Origin of the sequence: Streptomyces sp. NPDC126510 (genome assembly GCF_040302345.1) — a bacterium.
GTDB lineage: Bacteria > Actinomycetota > Actinomycetes > Streptomycetales > Streptomycetaceae > Streptomyces.
The window spans coordinates 235943-252911 of the sequence record NZ_JBEORR010000013.1; the positions used below are offsets into that span (position 1 = coordinate 235943).

15 protein-coding genes are annotated in these 16969 nt (G+C 72.3%); 6 read left to right on the forward strand and 9 right to left on the reverse strand.

All coding sequences use genetic code 11. From position 1 onward, the window contains the following. Positions 1-225 precede the first annotated feature (225 nt). Entirely contained in the window at positions 226-1119 is an 894-nt protein-coding gene (locus ABTX60_RS20895) for an aldo/keto reductase (RefSeq protein ID WP_352098484.1), read from the reverse strand. Position 1120: 1 nt separating this feature from the next. After that, positions 1121-2032, reverse strand: a complete 912-nt coding sequence (locus ABTX60_RS20900; RefSeq protein WP_352098485.1) for an NAD-dependent epimerase/dehydratase family protein — start codon at positions 2030-2032, stop codon at positions 1121-1123. Positions 2033-2077: 45 nt separating this feature from the next. Between ABTX60_RS20900 and ABTX60_RS20905 the strand changes: the two genes are divergently transcribed. The 4 genes from ABTX60_RS20905 (at position 2078) to ABTX60_RS20920 (ending at position 5786) form a co-directional block, all read left to right on the forward strand. Continuing rightward, the gene (locus ABTX60_RS20905; protein WP_352098486.1) at positions 2078-2587 is read left to right on the forward strand and encodes an Lrp/AsnC family transcriptional regulator; all 510 of its coding nucleotides are present in this window, start codon (positions 2078-2080) and stop codon (positions 2585-2587) included. 29 nt (positions 2588-2616) lie between these two features. Beyond that, positions 2617-3045: a MerR family transcriptional regulator gene (locus ABTX60_RS20910; RefSeq protein WP_352098487.1), complete on the forward strand. Its 429-nt coding sequence runs from the start codon at positions 2617-2619 to the stop codon at positions 3043-3045. After that, positions 3039-3383, forward strand: a complete 345-nt coding sequence (locus tag ABTX60_RS20915; RefSeq protein WP_352098488.1) for a thioredoxin family protein — start codon at positions 3039-3041, stop codon at positions 3381-3383. The genes ABTX60_RS20910 and ABTX60_RS20915 overlap by 7 nt, the downstream gene beginning before the upstream one ends. A 171-nt stretch (positions 3384-3554) precedes the next feature. Next, the gene (locus ABTX60_RS20920; protein ID WP_352098489.1) at positions 3555-5786 is read left to right on the forward strand and encodes a HelD family protein; all 2232 of its coding nucleotides are present in this window, start codon (positions 3555-3557) and stop codon (positions 5784-5786) included. Positions 5787-5823: 37 nt separating this feature from the next. Here the strand turns inward: ABTX60_RS20920 and ABTX60_RS20925 are convergent, their stop codons facing one another. From ABTX60_RS20925 to ABTX60_RS20935, 3 genes are all read right to left on the reverse strand, one after another. Then, a complete protein-coding gene (locus ABTX60_RS20925; RefSeq protein ID WP_352098490.1) occupies positions 5824-6234 on the reverse strand; it encodes a hypothetical protein in 411 nt (136 codons plus the stop codon). After that, positions 6231-6467, reverse strand: coding sequence for a hypothetical protein (locus tag ABTX60_RS20930; protein ID WP_352098491.1), 237 nt, complete (start codon positions 6465-6467; stop codon positions 6231-6233). Before ABTX60_RS20930 ends, ABTX60_RS20925 begins: the two co-directional genes overlap by 4 nt. A 114-nt stretch (positions 6468-6581) precedes the next feature. Further along, complete coding sequence (locus tag ABTX60_RS20935; protein WP_352098492.1) at positions 6582-7526, reverse strand: LysR family transcriptional regulator; 945 nt, start codon at positions 7524-7526, stop codon at positions 6582-6584. Positions 7527-7623: 97 nt separating this feature from the next. Between ABTX60_RS20935 and ABTX60_RS20940 the strand changes: the two genes are divergently transcribed. Together ABTX60_RS20940 and ABTX60_RS20945 are read left to right on the forward strand one after the other, a co-directional pair. Continuing rightward, complete coding sequence (locus tag ABTX60_RS20940; protein ID WP_352098493.1) at positions 7624-8544, forward strand: zinc-binding dehydrogenase; 921 nt, start codon at positions 7624-7626, stop codon at positions 8542-8544. Then, positions 8541-9533 carry an alpha/beta hydrolase family protein gene (locus ABTX60_RS20945; protein ID WP_352098494.1) on the forward strand — a complete coding sequence of 331 codons (993 nt, stop codon included), beginning with the start codon at positions 8541-8543 and terminating at the stop codon, positions 9531-9533. The genes ABTX60_RS20940 and ABTX60_RS20945 overlap by 4 nt, the downstream gene beginning before the upstream one ends. A gap of 36 nt (positions 9534-9569) precedes the next feature. On the opposite strand, the gene glgB is transcribed toward ABTX60_RS20945, so the two are convergent. From glgB to ABTX60_RS20965, 4 genes are all read right to left on the reverse strand, one after another. Then, complete coding sequence (glgB, locus tag ABTX60_RS20950) at positions 9570-12518, reverse strand: 1,4-alpha-glucan branching enzyme (protein ID WP_352098495.1); 2949 nt, start codon at positions 12516-12518, stop codon at positions 9570-9572. A gap of 28 nt (positions 12519-12546) precedes the next feature. Beyond that, positions 12547-13989 carry a maltokinase N-terminal cap-like domain-containing protein gene (locus ABTX60_RS20955; RefSeq protein ID WP_352098496.1) on the reverse strand — a complete coding sequence of 481 codons (1443 nt, stop codon included), beginning with the start codon at positions 13987-13989 and terminating at the stop codon, positions 12547-12549. A gap of 191 nt (positions 13990-14180) precedes the next feature. Then, positions 14181-15899 carry a maltose alpha-D-glucosyltransferase gene (treS, locus tag ABTX60_RS20960; RefSeq protein WP_352098497.1) on the reverse strand — a complete coding sequence of 573 codons (1719 nt, stop codon included), beginning with the start codon at positions 15897-15899 and terminating at the stop codon, positions 14181-14183. Continuing rightward, positions 15896-16969: alpha-amylase family glycosyl hydrolase (locus tag ABTX60_RS20965; protein WP_502992359.1), on the reverse strand; the 1074-nt coding region annotated here is incomplete at its 5' end. The genes treS and ABTX60_RS20965, both read right to left, overlap by 4 nt.

The following is a 16969-nucleotide window of genomic DNA, read 5'->3' on the forward strand; positions in this document are numbered from 1 at the left end:
CCGCCCGCCGGGCATGCGGGATGCCAGGGACGCTCCGGGCAGGCGGGATCCCAGGGGCGCTCTGGGCGGGCGGCATCGCGGGGGGCGCTCGGGGCCGGCGGCATCCCGGGGCGCTCGGGGCAGGCGGGCCCCCGGGGACGTCCCGGGCAGTTCGCGGGCGTGGCGTGTCGCCCTGATGCGGGCGGCGTCGCAGTCGCGGCCGGTCCCACGTCGGCCCGGCCGGTCCTACGCCGCCCCGGCCGCCGCGTCCAGCCGGGCCCGCTCCTCCTGCGTCAGCAGCAGGTCCGCCGCGGCGGCAGAGTCCCTGATCGTCCGCGGCCGGCTCGCCCCAGGGATCGGGATGACCACCGGCGACCGGGCCAGCAGCCAGGCCAGCGCGACCTGCTGGGCACTGACACCGCGTTCCGCCGCCACCGCGTGGAAGGCGGCGAAGCGCTGCTCCCCCTCCGTGCGCGACGGTCCGTCCAGGGAGCTGCGGGCCAGCCCGCCCAGCGGACTCCACGGCAGGAACGCCAGCCCCAGCTCCGCGCTCAGCCGCAAGGCCGGCTCGCTGTCCCGGACGGCGGGGGAGTACCGGTTCTGCACCGCCACCAGCCGGTCGCCGAGGATCTCGCGGGCCCTGCGGATCTGGTCCGCGTCCACGTTGGACACACCGGCCAGCCGGATCGTGCCCGCGTCGAGCAGCTCGCGCAGCGCGCCGACCGACTCCTCGAAGGGCACCGTGGGGTCCGGCTTGTGCAGCTGGTAGAGGCCGATCGCCTCCACCCCGAGCCGCTTGCGCGACGCCTCGGCGGCGGCCTTGAGGTGGCGGGGTGAGCCGTTCACCGTCCAGTCACCGCCCGCCGGCCGGCCGCGTCCGCCCTTCGTCGCCACCAGGACGCCGGAGGTGTCACCGCCGTAGGTGGCCAACGCGCGGGCCACCAGACGTTCGTTGTGCCCGGGCTCGGCGCCCGGCAGATGGTACGAGTCGGCCGTGTCCAGGAGCGTCACGCCGGCGTCGAGCGCGGCGTGCACGGTGGCCAGGGCGCGCTCCTCGTCCGGCCGGCCCTCGATGGACAGCGGCATCGCGCCGAGCCCGACCGCGCTCACCCGCAGTCCGCCAAGTGCCCTGTACCGCATGTCAGTCGCCCTTCCCGAGCGTCTCCGCGACGGCACGCGGCAGCCACTGCCGGGCGTCGCCGAAGGTGAAACCGAGCCGGGCGGCACGGCCGTTGTCCATGCCGTAGGAGCGGCGGAAGGAGAACGGCGAGACCTCACCGACCTCCACGGGCCGGAACACGGCCCGGCCGCCGGGGACATGGGCGGCCACCGCCGCGCACAACTCCTCGGTGCTCAGCATCCCGCGTGAGGCGGCGTTCACCGGCCCGGTGAAGTCCTCGCCCGCCGTCCAGGCCAGGAACCGGGCGATCTCCTCGACGTACCCGTAGGTGGCGGGCCGGTTCACCGCCGGCACGGCGATCGGCTCGCCGGTGCGTATCCGCTCGGCGTAGTGGGCCAGCCTGCCCGTGAAGTCGTCGTCCCCGCCCAGCACATGGGCGACCCGCACCATCGTGGACTCGAACTCCGCTCCGGCCGCGAGAACCGCCTCGGCCTGCCGTTTGCCCTCCCCGTAATGAGCCTCGACGAACGCGGGGTCGTCCCAGGCCAGGTCCAGGTCGACGGGGACGGTGGACGGGTCGACGGCCTCCTCGCGCACCGGAGCGGGGGAATCCTCGTACTCGTACACCTCGACCGTCGACGTCATCACATAGCGGCGCGTACGGCCGGTGAAGACGCGGCGGGCGATCGCGGCCTGGCGCGGGGTGTAGCAGACCTGGTCGACGACGACGTCGAAGACGCGGGAGCCGAGCGCCTCGGTCAGCGACCGTTCGTCGTCCCGGTCGGCGCGCAGGTGCTCCACCCCGGCGGGCGGCGGGGAGGAACCCCGGTTCAGTACGGTGACGCGGTGGCCTTCGGCGAGCAGCCGGGCGATCAAACGCTTACCGACGTAACGGTTGCCGCCGATGACCAGGACGTTCAGGGCCTTTTCCATGGCCATAATTCTCCCGGCGTACATCCACGCTCTGAAGGGGGAACCATGGGAGTTCAGGCCGCCGCGCCGAAAGAACAACGGCAGTTTCGGACCGCCGCCGACGAAACATCGGTGGGCTTCGACGCGCTGGACCGGCAGATCCTCCAGCTGCTCCAGACGGACGGCCGGATCAAGCTCAGCGAGCTGGGCCGCCGGGTCAGGCTGAGCCCCGCGGCCGTCACCGAGCGGGTGCGGCGGCTGGAGGCGGCGGGCGTGATCAGCGGCTACGGCGCCCATGTCGTGCCGTCCCGGCTCGGCTACGGCATCCAGGCGTTCATCCGCGTCAACCCGCACGGCGGCTACAACCTGAAGCACCCCAGGACCCTGGAGCTGATCGGGCGTCCCGAGATCACCGAGGTGCACCACGTGGTGGGGGAGGACTGCTGGATCCTCAAGGTCGCGGTGCGGGACACCGTCCATCTGGAGGAGGTCCTGGAGGCCGTCTCCGCGCTCGGCCGCACCACGACGTCGATCGTGCTGACCTCCCCGGTGGAGCGGAAACCGCTGTTGCCTTGACGCCGGGGTCAAGGATTACGTTCGACCGTATGCGAATCGGCGAGCTGGCCGCACGGGCCGGGACCACGACGCGGACGCTGCGGTACTACGAGGCGCGCGGGCTGCTGCCCGCGCGGCGCGCGGGCAACGGATACCGGACCTATGACGAGAGCGACCTGCGCCTGCTGCGGCAGATCAGGACGCTCCAGGACTTCGGATTCGACCTGGAGGAGACGCGGCCCTTCGTCGAGTGCCTGCGCGCCGGGCATCCCGAGGGCGACTCGTGCCCGGCGTCGCTCGCGGTCTACCGGCGCAAGCTGGGCGAACTCGACGCGCTGATCGGCCAGTTGACCGGCGTGCGGGACACCGTCGCGCGGCAGCTGGAGCGGGCCGAGCTGGCGCGGGCCGAGCTGGCCGCCGAGGCGGAGGTTCCGGGCGGTCCGGAGCCCGCATGCGAGCTGGGAGGGGACCCATGGTGACCGGAGCGACCGGTGTGACCGGTGTGACAGATGTGACGGACGCGGACTTCGAGGCGGAGGTGATCGGCGCCGGGCTTCCGGTGCTGGTGGAGTTCACCGCCGACTGGTGCCCGCCGTGCCGGCAGATGGGGCCGGTGCTCAAGGCCCTCGCCGCCGAGGAGGGCGACCGGCTGAAGGTGGTGCAGCTCGACGTGGACTCCAATCCGGCGACGACCAACGCCTACAAGGTGCTGTCCATGCCGACTTTCATGGTCTTCCGCGGTGGTGAGCCCGTGAAGGCGATGGTCGGCGCGCGGGCCAAGCGGAAACTGCTGGAGGAGCTGGCCGACGTGATGTAGGCGACCCGCCCGGACAACAGGAAATCCCCCGAGCAATTGCGCTCGGGGGATTTCCTTGCGTATATTTGTCTGTTCGTGACTTCAAGCAGATTGCGGTCACGTGAAGTTCAGTGAGCACAGTATATCCGGGCGGGAGCGGAATTGTCAAACACCGAATTTCCGGACGATGAATTGCGACAGGAACAAGAATTCATCGACGGGTTGTACGCGCGCGTGGACGCGCTGCGCGGCGACGCCGAGACCTCCGTCGCGAACGCGCTCGCGCAGGGCAACACGCCCCAGCAGGCCAGACTCGAGCGGGACATCCTCGTCGCCGAGCGCTCCGGGCTGCTCGCCGCGCTGAACGCGGTGGACGGCTCCCTGTGCTTCGGCCGGATCGACCTCACCTCGGGCGTCACCCACCACATCGGCCGCATCGGCCTGCGCACCGACGACGCCGAGCGCACCCCGGTGCTCATCGACTGGCGCGCCGATGTCGCCCGCCCCTTCTACCTGGCCACCGGGCACACCACGATGGGCCTCAGGCGCCGTCGGCACATCGCCACCGACGGCCGCCGGGTCACCCAGCTGCACGACGAGATCCTCGACCTCGGCGACGCGACCCGCACCGGCCACGAGGACCCGACGGGCGACGCCGTGCTGCTCGCCGCCCTCGACTCGGCGCGCACCGGCCGCATGGGCGACATCGTGCAGACCATCCAGGCCGACCAGGACCGCATCATCCGCGCCCCGCACCGCGGCGTCATGGTGGTGGAGGGCGGCCCCGGCACCGGCAAGACGGCCGTCGCCCTGCACCGCGCCGCCTACCTGCTGTACGAGCACCGGGAGCTGCTCGCCAAGCGGGCCGTGCTGATCGTCGGGCCCAACCCGGCGTTCCTCGGCTACATCGGCGAGGTGCTGCCCTCCCTCGGCGAGACCGGTGTGCTCCTGGCGACCGTGGGCGAGCTGTTCCCCGGGGTGAAGGCGACCGCGACCGACACGCCCGAGGCGGCCGCGGTGAAGGGCCGCGCCGGCATGGCCGACGTGCTCGCCGAGGCCGTGCGCCGCCGGCAGGCGCTGCCCGACCCCGTGATCACGATCGAGCACGACCGCGAGGTCCTCATGCTCGACGACGGCCTGGTCAACATGGCCCGCGAACGCACCCGCGCCGCCAAGCTGCCGCACAACGCCGCCCGCGAGCACTTCGAGGGCCACATCCTCAACGCCCTCACCGACCTGTACGCCGAGCGGATCGGCACGGACCCCTTCGACGGGTCCAGCCTGCTCGACCCCAGCGACGTCACCCAGATCCGCGACGACCTCGCCGAGAACCCCGAGGTCTGGGCGGCCGTCGACCGACTGTGGCCGCTGCTGACCCCACAGCGGCTCGTCGCCGACCTCCTCGCCGCGCCCGAGGAGTTCCTGCCCGCCGAGGACGCCGACGCCGTACGCCGCCCGGTGACCCGGCGCTGGACGGTCGCGGACGTGCCGCTGCTCGACGAGGCCGCCGAACTCCTCGGCGAGGACGACCGGATCGCCCGCAACCGCGCCGAGCGCGAGCGGCAGCGGCAGATCGCCTACGCCCAGGGCGTGCTCGACGTGTCCTACGCGTCCCGGACCTATGAGTTCGAGGACAAGGAGGAGGACGACCCCGAGAGCTCCGAGGTGCTGTCCGCGCACGACATCATCGACGCCGAGCGGTTCGCCGAGCGGCACGAGGAGGACGACCACCGCAGTGCCGCCGAACGCGCCGCCGCCGACCGCACCTGGGCGTTCGGGCACATCATCGTCGACGAGGCGCAGGAGCTGTCGCCGATGGCCTGGCGGCTGCTGATGCGGCGCAGCCCGACCCGCTCGATGACCCTGGTCGGCGATCCGGCCCAGACGGCGGAGGCCGCCGGGGTCGGTTCCTGGTCGGGCATCCTCTCGCCGTACGTGGAGGACCGCTGGGAGCACACCCGCCTGGGCGTCAACTACCGCACCCCGGCCGAGATCATGGACGTCGCCGCGGCCGTGGTGCGCGCCGAGCACCCGGACTTCGAGCCGCCCAGCTCGGTCCGCTCGACCGGCGTACGCCCCTGGGCGCGTGCCACCGACGACCTTCCGGGCGCCGTCGCCAAGGCGGTCGGGGAGCTCACCCCGGCCGAAGGCAGGCTCGCGGTGATCGCGCCGCGCGACCTCCACCGCTCCCTCGCGGCCCGGCTGGACGGTGTGACGGCGGGCGCCGAACCCGACCTCACGCGGACGGTGGTCCTGCTCGACCCCCGTCAGGCCAAGGGCCTGGAGTTCGACTCCGTCCTCGTGGTCGAGCCCGGCCGCTACGGCACCAGCGACCTGTACGTGGCCCTGACCCGGGCCACCCAGCGGCTGGGCGTGCTGCACACCGGGGAGCTGCCGAAGCCCCTGGCGGAAGCGCTCGGATAGCGGAACGGCCCCGTACCCGTCCGGGTACGGGGCCCGCCTACCGCAGCAGCGACCTCGGATCCCGCAGGGCGTGCCACAGCCCGGCCGCGAGCGGTACGACGGTCAGGGCGAAGAAGAGCCAGAAGAGGAACTCGGCTCCGGGCGTGAGCTCGTAGACGGTGCCGTCCTCCCACAGGCAGTAGGCCCGCGGCGGAAACGGGGTGGAGACCCCCGTGACCTTTCCGCTCCCCATGACGCCCTCGAGGTACGGCTCCCGGGGGCAGGGGGCGGTCTCCGGGAACAGCACGGGCTCGTCCGCCACCATGATGAACCCCCAGGTGAGGGCGCCGAGCGGCACCGACCAGAAGACCGAGGTCTTCACCCACAGCGGCAGCAGCGGATGCACCAGCAGCCCCCGCAGCGCGACCCAGCCGACCACCAGGACGACGAAGACCGGGAGCAGAGTCATGACGTCAGGGCCGTCTTCCGGGCGCGCAGTTCGCTCGCGTAGCCCACGCCGATGACGGGCAGGGCGGCGGTCAGGGCGAGGGCGGGGCTAGCCCGGTGATGGGACAACCCGTCCCGCGTGGCCTCGTCGAATCCGTCGCGACAGGCCGGCCGACCGGGAAGCGCCATCGCGACGACACCGGCCGCGGCGACGAGCGCGCCGACGGCACAGGCGACCGAGACTCCGAGCCCCATCAGCACGGCCGGACCTTCGAGGTGGTGTCCATGTGCCCACCCCACCAGGGCCGGGCCGGGCGGGCTGTGGTGGAAGCCACTCCTCCGGTCACACCCCTGTCACAGGAAACGGGCTCACCCCGCCTGCCCCGTGTGCCCGTTCGCGGGCGGCTCGGGCAGCCAGTCGCGCGCCGGATCGTACTCCAGCCACCGGCTTGGCCCCGCCTGCGCGGCGAGGGCGGTGGTTAGGGCGTCCAGCCCCGGGTGCCCGCTTCCGGTGCGCCACAGCAGCGACCAGGCGTACAACGGCGTGGGCTCGACCAGCGGGACGGAGCGCAACCCCGGTACGTCCGGCAGGGGCACGTCGGCGGGCAGCAGCGAGAAGCGCCGCGGGTCCGCCACCACCTCGGCCAGGAAGGGTGCCAGGCCCAGGTTGACGGTGGTGGCCGTGGTGGGGATGGCGAAGCGCCGGGCGAACCGGTGGAGGAAGTCGAGGCGGTCCAGCGTCCCGGGTGCCCACAGCACACCGTCGCGCAACTGCTCGGGACGCACGGCCGGTTCGGCCGCGAGCGGATGGTCCGCGCCCAGCACGGCGTCCACCGGCTCCAGCCGCACCAGACGGTGCGCCAGCCCGGTGGGCAGCGGAGGGTGCACCCGGCCGAAGGCCGCGTCGATGTCGCCACGCAGCAGGGCGGCCGTCACCGACGGCAGATCACGGCCGTGCCCCAGCACCAGGTCCCCGGCACGAGCGGTCACCCCGGCCAGGGTCCGCATCGGCGCGTAGAGGTGCCCCCAGACGTCGACCCGCAGGGGCCGGTCCGTCCCCACGGCCGCCGCGACGGCCGACTCGGCCGCGGCCAGGGCCTGCCGCGCCGGGGCGAGGAAACGCCGCCCCGCCTCCGTGAGACCGACCGCCTGGCCGCCACGCTGGAACAGCACGGTGCCGAGCAGCGATTCGAGCCGCGCGATCCGCTTGGACAGCGCCTGCTGGGAGAGGCCGAGCGTGCCGGCCGCCCGCCCGAAGTGCAGTTCCTCGGCGGCGCGTACGAAGGCCCGTACCTGCGCCATGTCGAGATCCATGGCTCCCCACCCTAGACCTCGGGCGACAACCGAACGTTGTCGGTCCCGCCCGTTCGTTGTTGGATCACGGGGCGGCCGCGAAGGTTGCATGTCCGGCATGCGAAGACTGATTCCCACGGGGGAGGCGGCCCGTCCGGTCGTTTTCGCCGAGGTTCCCCCGCCCGTCCCGGAGCCCGGCGAAGCACTCGTCAAGGTCGAGGCGTTCGCGCCGAACCGGGGCGAGACGTTCCTCCTCGAACACCCCCGCCCGGGGCTGCTGCCGGGCAAGGACATCGCGGGACTGGTCGTGCAGGCAGCGGCCGACGGCTCGGGCCCCGCCATCGGCACCCGCGTGGTCGCACACCCGGCGCAGGCCGGCTGGGCCGAGTACGTCGCGGTGCCCACGCACTCCCTCGCCCCCCTCCCGGACGGCGTCGACAGCGTCCGGGCGGCGGCCCTGCCCCTCGCCGGCATCACCGCCCTGCGTCTGCTGCGCACGGCCGGTTCCCTGGCCGGCACACGGGTGCTGCTCACCGGCGCCTCGGGCGGGGTCGGCCACTACGTCACCGAACTGGCCGTCGCAGCCGGAGCCGAGCTGACCGCGGTGACGGCCACGCCGGAGCGCGGCGAGCGGCTCGGGGAAATGGGCGCGGAGGTGGTGCACGAGGTGGCGGCGGCTGACGGGCTCTTCGACGTCGTGCTGGAGTCCACGGGCGGGCCGGACCTGCCGGCGGCTCTCACCCGGACGCGCCCGGGCGGGCTGGTCGTCTGGTTCGGCCAGGCGAGCCGCACCCCGGCGACCCTCGACTTCTTCGCGCTCCTCGGCGGCCCCGAGCGCGTGACACTCCAGCACTTCCACTACGCCGGCGCCCCCTATGGCCCCGACCTCGCGACGCTGGTGCGCCTCGTGGAACAGGACCGGCTGCACCCGGAGATCGGCAGGACCGCCGACTGGATCCACACCGCCGGCACGCTGGTCGACCTGCGCGAGCGCCGGATACGCGGCAAGGCCGTCCTGCTGACGGGAGGAACCCGATGAACGCCCCCGAGTTCGCCGCCGCCCAGTGGACCCGCGCCACCGGTGCGGGCGTCGACCCCCACGAGTACCGGCGTGTCACGGCCGCCCTCGCCTCCGTCGCCGACTGGGGACCGGCCTTCTCGCGCACCGGCCACGCCTGCGTCGAGCGCGCGGAGCGGGCGGGGTCGTCCGTCTCCGCGGGAGAACACCTGCTGATGGCGGCCCGTTGGTTCCACCTCGCCACGCTCGCCCCCTACGCGCGGGCGGACCGCGCCGCCGCGGCCGCCGACCATGCGCTGAGCCGGGCGCTGACCGTGCTGGAGCCCGGTGCGCGGCGCGTCAGCGGCACGGGTTTCACCGGCTGGCTGCGCGGCCCGTCCGACGCCCCCGGCACGGTGATCCTGGTCCCCGGGCTGGACTCGGCCAAGGAGGAGTTCCTCGATCTTGCGTCGGCGCTGCTGGCCCGCGGGCTCGCGGTGTTCGCGATGGACGGACCCGGACAGGGCGCCCTCGCGGCCACGACCACCCTCACGCCGGCCTACGAGCAGGTCGTCGGCCGGGTCGTCGCCGCACTCGGCGTCGCACGCGTCGGGCTCGTCGGCCTGAGCCTGGGCGGCTACTACGCGGCACGGACCGCGGCGCTGGAGCCGCGCGTGGCGGCCGTCGCCACCGTCAGCGGCCCCTTCCGCCTCGACTGGGACGAACTTCCCCCGCCCGTGCGGGACATCATGGCGCGGCGGGCAGGAGGGGCCGATGCCGCCCGTTCCTTCGCGCGTCGGGTGGATCTCGCCGACCTGGCGCCACGCATCACGGCCCCGCTGCTGGTCGTGGACGGCGGCCAGGACGTCATCCCGGGCGTGACGAACGGCGAGCCGCTGGCCCGCCTCGCCCCGCACGGCACCTACCGGCCGGTCCCGCACGGCGACCACCTGCTCGGCAACGCGCGCAGCGACTGGCTGTCTCCCCTCGCCGACCACCTCGCGCACACGCTGACGGGAGCGGCGGTGTGAGCCGCTCCCGCCGACGCTCTGTCCCTTCCCCGGCCCTTACGCCGGCCGCAGCCACACCGTCGCCAGCGGCGGCAGCGTCAGCCGGATGCTGGCGGGGCGGCCGTGCCAGGCCAGGGGTTCGGGTTTGACCGGGTCGGGGTTGGTGACGTCGCTGCCGCCGTAGCGGGCCGCGTCGGTGTTCACCGCCTCGTGCCAGGCGGGGACGTCGTCGGGGACGCCCAGGCGGTAGTCCGGGCGGGTGACCGGCGCGAAGTTGGACACCGCCAGCACCGGGACGCCCTCCGGGTCCAGCCGCAGGAAAGCGAGGACGTTGTCGTCGGCGGCGTCCCCGACGATCCACTCGAAACCGGCCGGGTCCGTGTCCAGGCGCCACAGCGCCGGGGTCGCCCGGTACACGGTGTTCAGGTCGCGCACCAGATCGCGCACCCCGCGGTGGTCGGGCTCGGCCCCGTACCCCGGGTCCAGCAGCCACCAGTCGGGGCCGTGCGCCTCGGACCACTCGGCGCCCTGCGCGAACTCCTGCCCCATGAAGAGCAGTTGCTTGCCCGGATGAGCCCACATGAAGCCGAGGTAGGACCGGACCCCGGCGCGCTGCTGCCACCAGTCACCGGGCATCTTCGACACCAGGGAGCGCTTGCCGTGCACGACCTCGTCGTGCGAGATCGGCAGCACGTAGTTCTCGCTGTAGGCGTACACCATCGAGAAGGTCATCTCCCCGTGGTGGTACTTGCGGTGCACCGGCTCGTGGCTCATGTACTCCAGCGAGTCGTGCATCCAGCCCATGTTCCACTTCAGCCCGAACCCGAGCCCGCCGAAGCCGCTCGGGCCCTTGTGGTGGGTGGCCCGGGTGACGCCGTCCCAGGCGGTGGACTCCTCGGCGATCGTGACCACGCCGGGCACCCTGCGGTACACCGTCGCGTTCATCTCCTGCAGGAACGCCACCGCGTCCAGGTTCTCCCGGCCGCCGTGCTCGTTGGGCGTCCACTGGCCCGGCTCGCGCGAGTAGTCCAGGTAGAGCATCGAGGCGACGGCGTCCACGCGCAGGCCGTCGATGTGGAACTCCTCGCACCAGTACACGGCGTTCGCGACCAGGAAGTTGCGCACCTCGTTGCGCCCGAAGTCGAACTCCAGCGTGCCCCAGTCGGGGTGCGCGGCCCGCAGCGGATCCTCGTGCTCGTACAGGGGCCGGCCGTCGAACTCGGCCAGCGCCCAGGCGTCCCGCGGGAAGTGCGCCGGCACCCAGTCCATGAGGACGCCGATGCCGGCCTGGTGCAGCTTGTCGACCAGGTACCGGAAGTCGTCCGGCGTGCCCAGCCGGGCCGTCGGCGCGTAGAAGCCCGTCACCTGATAGCCCCAGGAGCCACCGAACGGATGCTCCGCGACCGGCATCAGCTCGACATGCGTGAAGCCCAGGTTCTTCACGTACCCGGGGAGCTGGTCCGCCAGCTGGCGGTACGTCAGTCCCGGCCGCCAGGACGGCAGATGGATCTCGTACACCGAGAACGGCGCCTCGTGCGCCGGGACTTCGCCGCGCCGGTCCACCCAGTCGGCGTCGCCCCACTCGTACTCCGAGGACGTGATCACCGACGAGGTGGCGGGCGGGACCTCCGTGCGGCGCGCCAGCGGGTCGGCGCGCAGTGTCTTCGAGCCGTCGGGGCGGGTGATCTCGAACTTGTACAGCTCACCCTCGCCGACGTCCGGCAGGAACAGCTCCCACACCCCGGACGAGCCCAGCGACCGCATGACGTGCCCGGCGCCGTCCCAGAAGTTGAAGGTGCCGGTCACGCGCACCCCGCGCGCGTTCGGCGCCCAGACCGCGAACCGGGTGCCGGTCACGCCCTCGTGGGTCATCGGGTGCGCACCCAGCGCCGTCCACAGCTCCTCGTGCCGGCCCTCGCCGATCAGGTGCAGGTCGAGGTCGCCCAGGGTGGGCAGGAAGCGGTACGCGTCCTCGGTCTCCAGGACCGTGCCCTCGTACTCCACGATCAGCCGGTACCCCGGGACCTCCCGCAGCGGCAGCAGCCCCGAGAAGAACCCCTCCCCGTCGTCGTGCAGCTCGGCCCGCAGCTCCCCGGCGACGACGGTCACCGCCAGGGCGTACGGCCGGAACGCCCGGAAGGCGACGCCGCCGGGCACGGGGTGCGCGCCGAGCACGGAGTGCGGGTCGTGGTGCGTGCCGCCGAGCAGCCGCTTTCGGTCCGCCGCGTCGACGGCGGGCGAGACGGCGACCTCCATCTCCGGCGGAACGACCTGGGCGGCAGCGGCCTTCCCGGCGGTGGCCTTGCCGGCAGGCGCCTTCCGGGCCGGGGCCTTCTTGACCGCGCTCTTCTTCGGGAGCGATTTCGCCGCGGGGGCCTTGGCCGCGGTGGTCTTCTTCGCCAGGGTCTTTACGGCGGGCGCCTTCTTCGCCGCGGCCTTCTTGGCGGGGGCCTCGGTGGCGGTGGCCTTCTTCGCCGTGACCTTCTTTGCGGTGGCCTTCTTCGTGGCGGTCTTCTTCGCGGTGGACCCGGCCGCAGGAGATCCGGCAGCCGTGACGTCCGCTGCCGCGGCCTTGGTGGCGGTGTTCCTGGCCGCCGTCGCCCTGACCGTCGTGGCCTTCTCGGCGGCGGTCTTCTCGACGGCCGTCCTGGCCGCGGTCTTCTTCGCAGCCGTCTTCTTCACGGTCGTCTTGGCCGCCGCCTTCTTCGTGGCGGTCTTCCTGGCGACAGCGGCCTTCTCCGCCGAGGGCTGTGCGACCGGCGTCTTCCCGGCGGCGGCCTTCCTCGCCGCCGCCTTCTTCGCCACCGTCCGGCCGACCGTGGTCTTGCCGGCGGCGGACTTCTTGGCGGTCGCCCTCGCGGGGGCCGCCTTCTTCGCCGCTGCCTGTTTGGGCACCGCCGTCTTCTTCGCGGCGCTCTTCTGCTGGGCGGCCGTGGGCTGCTCGGGGATCTTCTCCCCGGCGGTCCCCTTGGGACGCGAACCGCTGGACTCAGGGCGGGGGGTCACGGGCGGAGCCTCCAGGGCGAGGGGTCGGTCAGGTCAGGTGGCCGGTCGAGGCGAGCCGGTCTATGGCGGCCAGGGGCACCGGCAGCCAGTCGGGGCGGTGCCGGGCCTCGTACACCACCTCGTAGATCGCCTTGTCCGTCTCGTAGGCCCGCAGCAGCACCGGGTCGGTGCGCGGATCGCGGCCGGAGGCCTCCGCGTAGCCGGAGCAGTACGCGGAGCGGCAGGTCTCGGCCCAGTCCGGCTGGGGCGGGTCGGCCGAGCGTGCCGCGTAGTCGAAGGACCGCAGCATGCCGGCGACGTCACGCACCGCCGGCTGCGGCATGCGGCGCTCGGCCAGCGGCCGGGCCGGCTCACCCTCGAAGTCGATCAGCCGCCACTCGCCGGACGGTGAGCGCAGGCACTGCCCGAGATGCAGATCGCCGTGCACCCGCTGCGCGGTCCAGGTGCGGCCCTCGGCGGCCAGATCGCCCAGCGCCGTGAAAGCCGACCGCAGGCCCCGGGCGTACGGCCGCAGCGCGGGCACCGCCTGGACGGCCGCGTCCAGCCGCTCGATCATGCCACCGACCATGAGCTCGAGCTGGCTGTGACCAAGCGTGACGGTCGGCAACGCCCGGGCCAGCGCGGTGTGCACCTCGGCGGTGGCCCGCCCCAGTGCCCGCGCCTCGGCGCCGAAGTCCTCGCCCTTGGCCAGCTCGCGCAGCGCCAGCTCCCAGCCGTCGGAGGCGCCCTGCAGGAACGGCTGGAGCACCCCCAGGACGTAGGGCTGTCCGGCCAGATCGCCCGGGCCCGCCGTGACGACCGGGTCGGCCGTGGGAGCGATGTCCGCGACCATCCACGCCGTGGGCGCGGGCACCCGGGGGCAGTTCTCCCGGGCCAGCGCGAGCGGCAGCTCCAGATCGGGATTGACCCCGGGCACGATCCGGCGGAGCAGCTTCAGGATGAACGTATCTCCGTAGACGACCGACGAGTTGGACTGCTCGGCGGTCACCACGCGTGGCACCAGTCCGGAGCGGATGTCCTGGCCGGGATCCCGCTCGAAGCGGAGCCGTCCGACCCGGGCCTGGGCGCGCAGCGCCTCCAGGAGCAGCTCGGCGGGCCGGGTGTCGTGCAGGGCGTCGTAGACGGTCCGGCCGGCCAGCGGACCCGTCGGCACGTGTCCGATCAGCGCGGGCGCCAGCCGAGGCGGCAGCGCCTCGCGCACGCCTATCAGCAGCTGGTAGCAGTCACCGGGGTGACCCGGCGCCCCGTGGGACGGCGCGACGGGCTGATGGGCGCGGACGAGCAGGTGGTACAGCCCCAGCTTGGACGTGGCCGGGAGCAGCTCGGTGGCCTCGACCAGCGTGAACCCGGTGACCGGCCGCCCCTTGCCCGCGAACCAGCGCTGCCGCGGCAGCCATTCCCGCAGCAGCGGATCCAGGGAGAGCAGAAGGCCGGGCGGGGTGGTGACGGTGCGTGTGACGGCTTCCGACATGGCGTCGCGTCCTTTCACCCATTTGTGGTGCGCCTCCGGTGCCTGTGACCGGCCCCGGACGGCGCCCCTCCGGCTCACGCGGGTGGGCGGGGTGTTACTGATGCGTGCCCCGGGCGGGGCGGAGGAAACGCCCCGCCGCCGGGGTTTGCGGCCCGTCCCGCGGATCGGGCCTCAACAGGCCTTTTCAGGCCTCACATGGTCTCCTTGCGGAGCCTGAACCAGTAGAACCCGTGACCCGCGAGGGTCAGCAGGTACGGCAGCTCGCCGATCGCCGGGAAGCGGACCCCGCCGAACAGTTCCACGGGGTGCCGCCCCTCGAAGGCGCTCAGGTCCAGCTCGGTGGGCTGTGCGAAACGGGAGAAGTTGTTCACGCACAGCACCAGGTCGTCCCCTCCTTCCCCAGAAACAGGGGCCTCGCGCAGGAACGCCAGCACCGCCGGGTTCGTCGAGGGCAGCTCGGTGTACGAGCCGAGTCCGAACGCCGGGTTCTGCTTGCGGATCTCGATCATCCGGCGGGTCCAGTGCAGCAGCGACGACGGCGAGGCCATGGACGCCTCGACGCTCGTGACCTGGTAGCCGTAGACCGGGTCCATGATCGTGGGCAGGAACAGCCGCCCCGGATCGCACGACGAGAACCCCGCGTTGCGGTCGGGCGTCCACTGCATCGGCGTGCGCACCGCGTCCCGGTCGCCGAGCCAGATGTTGTCGCCCATGCCGATCTCGTCGCCGTAGTACAGGATCGGCGAGCCCGGCAGCGACAGCAGCAGGGCGGTGAACAGCTCGATCTGGTTGCGGTCGTTGTCCAGCAGCGGGGCGAGCCTGCGGCGGATGCCGATGTTGGCGCGCATGCGGGGGTCCTTGGCGTACTCGGCCCACATGTAGTCGCGCTCTTCGTCGGTGACCATCTCGAGCGTCAGCTCGTCGTGGTTGCGCAGGAAGATGCCCCACTGGCAGCCCGAGGGAATGGCCGGGGTCTTGGCCAGGATCTCGGAGACCGGGTAGCGGGATTCCCGGCGTACGGCCATGAAGATGCGCGGCATGACCGGGAAGTGGAACGCCATGTGGCACTCGTCGCCGCCGCTGGGGTAGTCGCCGAAGTAGTCGACGACGTCCTCGGGCCACTGGTTGGCCTCCGCCAGCAGCACCGTGTCCGGGTACTGCGCGTCGATCTCCTTGCGCACCCGCTTCAGGAAGCCGTGCGTCTCCGGGAGGTTCTCGCAGTTCGTGCCCTCCTGCTGGTACAGGTACGGCACCGCGTCCAGCCGGAAGCCGTCGATGCCCAGGTCCAGCCAGAACTTCAGGGCGGAGATCATCTCCTCCTGCACGGCCGGGTTCTCGTAGTTGAGGTCCGGCTGGTGGGAGAAGAAGCGGTGCCAGTAGTACTGCTTGCGGACCGGGTCGTAGGTCCAGTTGGAGGCCTCGGTGTCGACGAAGATGATCCGGGCGTCCTGGAACTGTTTGTCGTCGTCCGCCCACACGTAGTAGTCGCCGTAGGGCCCGTCGGGGTCCTTGCGCGACTCCTGGAACCACGGGTGCTGGTCGCTGGTGTGGTTCATGACGACGTCGATGATCACGCGCATGCCGCGCTGGTGGGCGGCGTCGACGAACTCCACGAAGTCCGCGAGATCGCCGAACTCGGGCAGCACGGACGTGTAGTCGGAGACGTCGTAGCCGCCGTCGCGCAGGGGTGACTTGAAGAAGGGTGGCAGCCACAGGCAGTCGACGCCCAGCCACTGGAGGTAGTCGAGCTTCGCGGTCAGGCCCTTGAGGTCGCCGACGCCGTCGCCGTTGCTGTCCTGGAACGAGCGGACGAGTACCTCGTAGAAGACGGCGCGCTTGAACCACTCCGGGTCGCGGTCCCTGGTCGGAGTGTCCTCGAAGGTGTCCGGAACGGGTTCGTTGACGATCATGTTGTGGGTGACCCTCCGATCTCCGGGGTGGACGGTCGCAGAACCGTGAAGACGTGCGCGGGGCGGTGGCCCGGTTCGAGGCGCACGTAGTTGGCCCTGCCCCAGTGGTAGGTCTCGCCGGTGAGCTCGTCGCGCACCGGCACCGACTCGTGCCAGTCGAGGCCGAGTTGCGGCATGTCCAACGAGACCGTGGCCTCCTGGGTGTGGTGGGGGTCGAGGTTGGCGACCACCAGAACCGTGTTCGAACCCTTCCGCTTCGAGTAGGCGATCACCGCCTCCTGGTCGGCGTGGTGGAAGTGCAGGTCGCGCAGCTGCTGGAGGGCCGGGTTCTCGCGCCGGACGGTGTTGAGCCGGGTGAGCAGCGGGGCGAGGGTGCGGCCCTCGCGTTCGGCGGCCTCCCAGTCGCGGTGGCGGAGCTGGTACTTCTCCGAGTCGAGGTACTCCTCGCTGCCCTCCCTGAGCGGGGTGTTCTCGCACAGTTCGTAGCCGGAGTAGATGCCCCAGGACGGTGACAGCGTCGCGGCGAGCACGGCCCGGACCTCGAAGGCGGGCCGGCCGCCGTGCTGGAGGTAGGCGTGCAGGATGTCGGGGGTGTTGGGGAAGAAGTTGGGCCGCATGTAGGAGGCGGCCTCACCCGACAGTTCGGTCAGGTACTCGGTCAGCTCCTGCTTGGAGTTGCGCCAGGTGAAGTAAGTGTAGGACTGCTGGAAGCCGATCTGGGCCAGGGTGTGCATCATCGCCGGCCGGGTGAACGCCTCGGCCAGGAAGATCACGTCGGGGTCGGTGCGGTTGACCTCGCCGATCACCCGCTCCCAGAAGACGACCGGCTTGGTGTGCGGGTTGTCGACCCGGAAGATCCGCACCCCGGCGTCCATCCAGTGCCGCAGCACCCGCACCGTCTCGGCGATGAGGCCGTCCATGTCGGCGTCGAAGGCGATGGGGTAGATGTCCTGGTACTTCTTGGGCGGGTTCTCGGCGTAGGCGATGGTGCCGTCGGGGCGGTGGTGGAACCACTCGGGGTGCTTGTGCACCCAGGGGTGGTCCGGGGAGCACTGCAGCGCGAAGTCCAG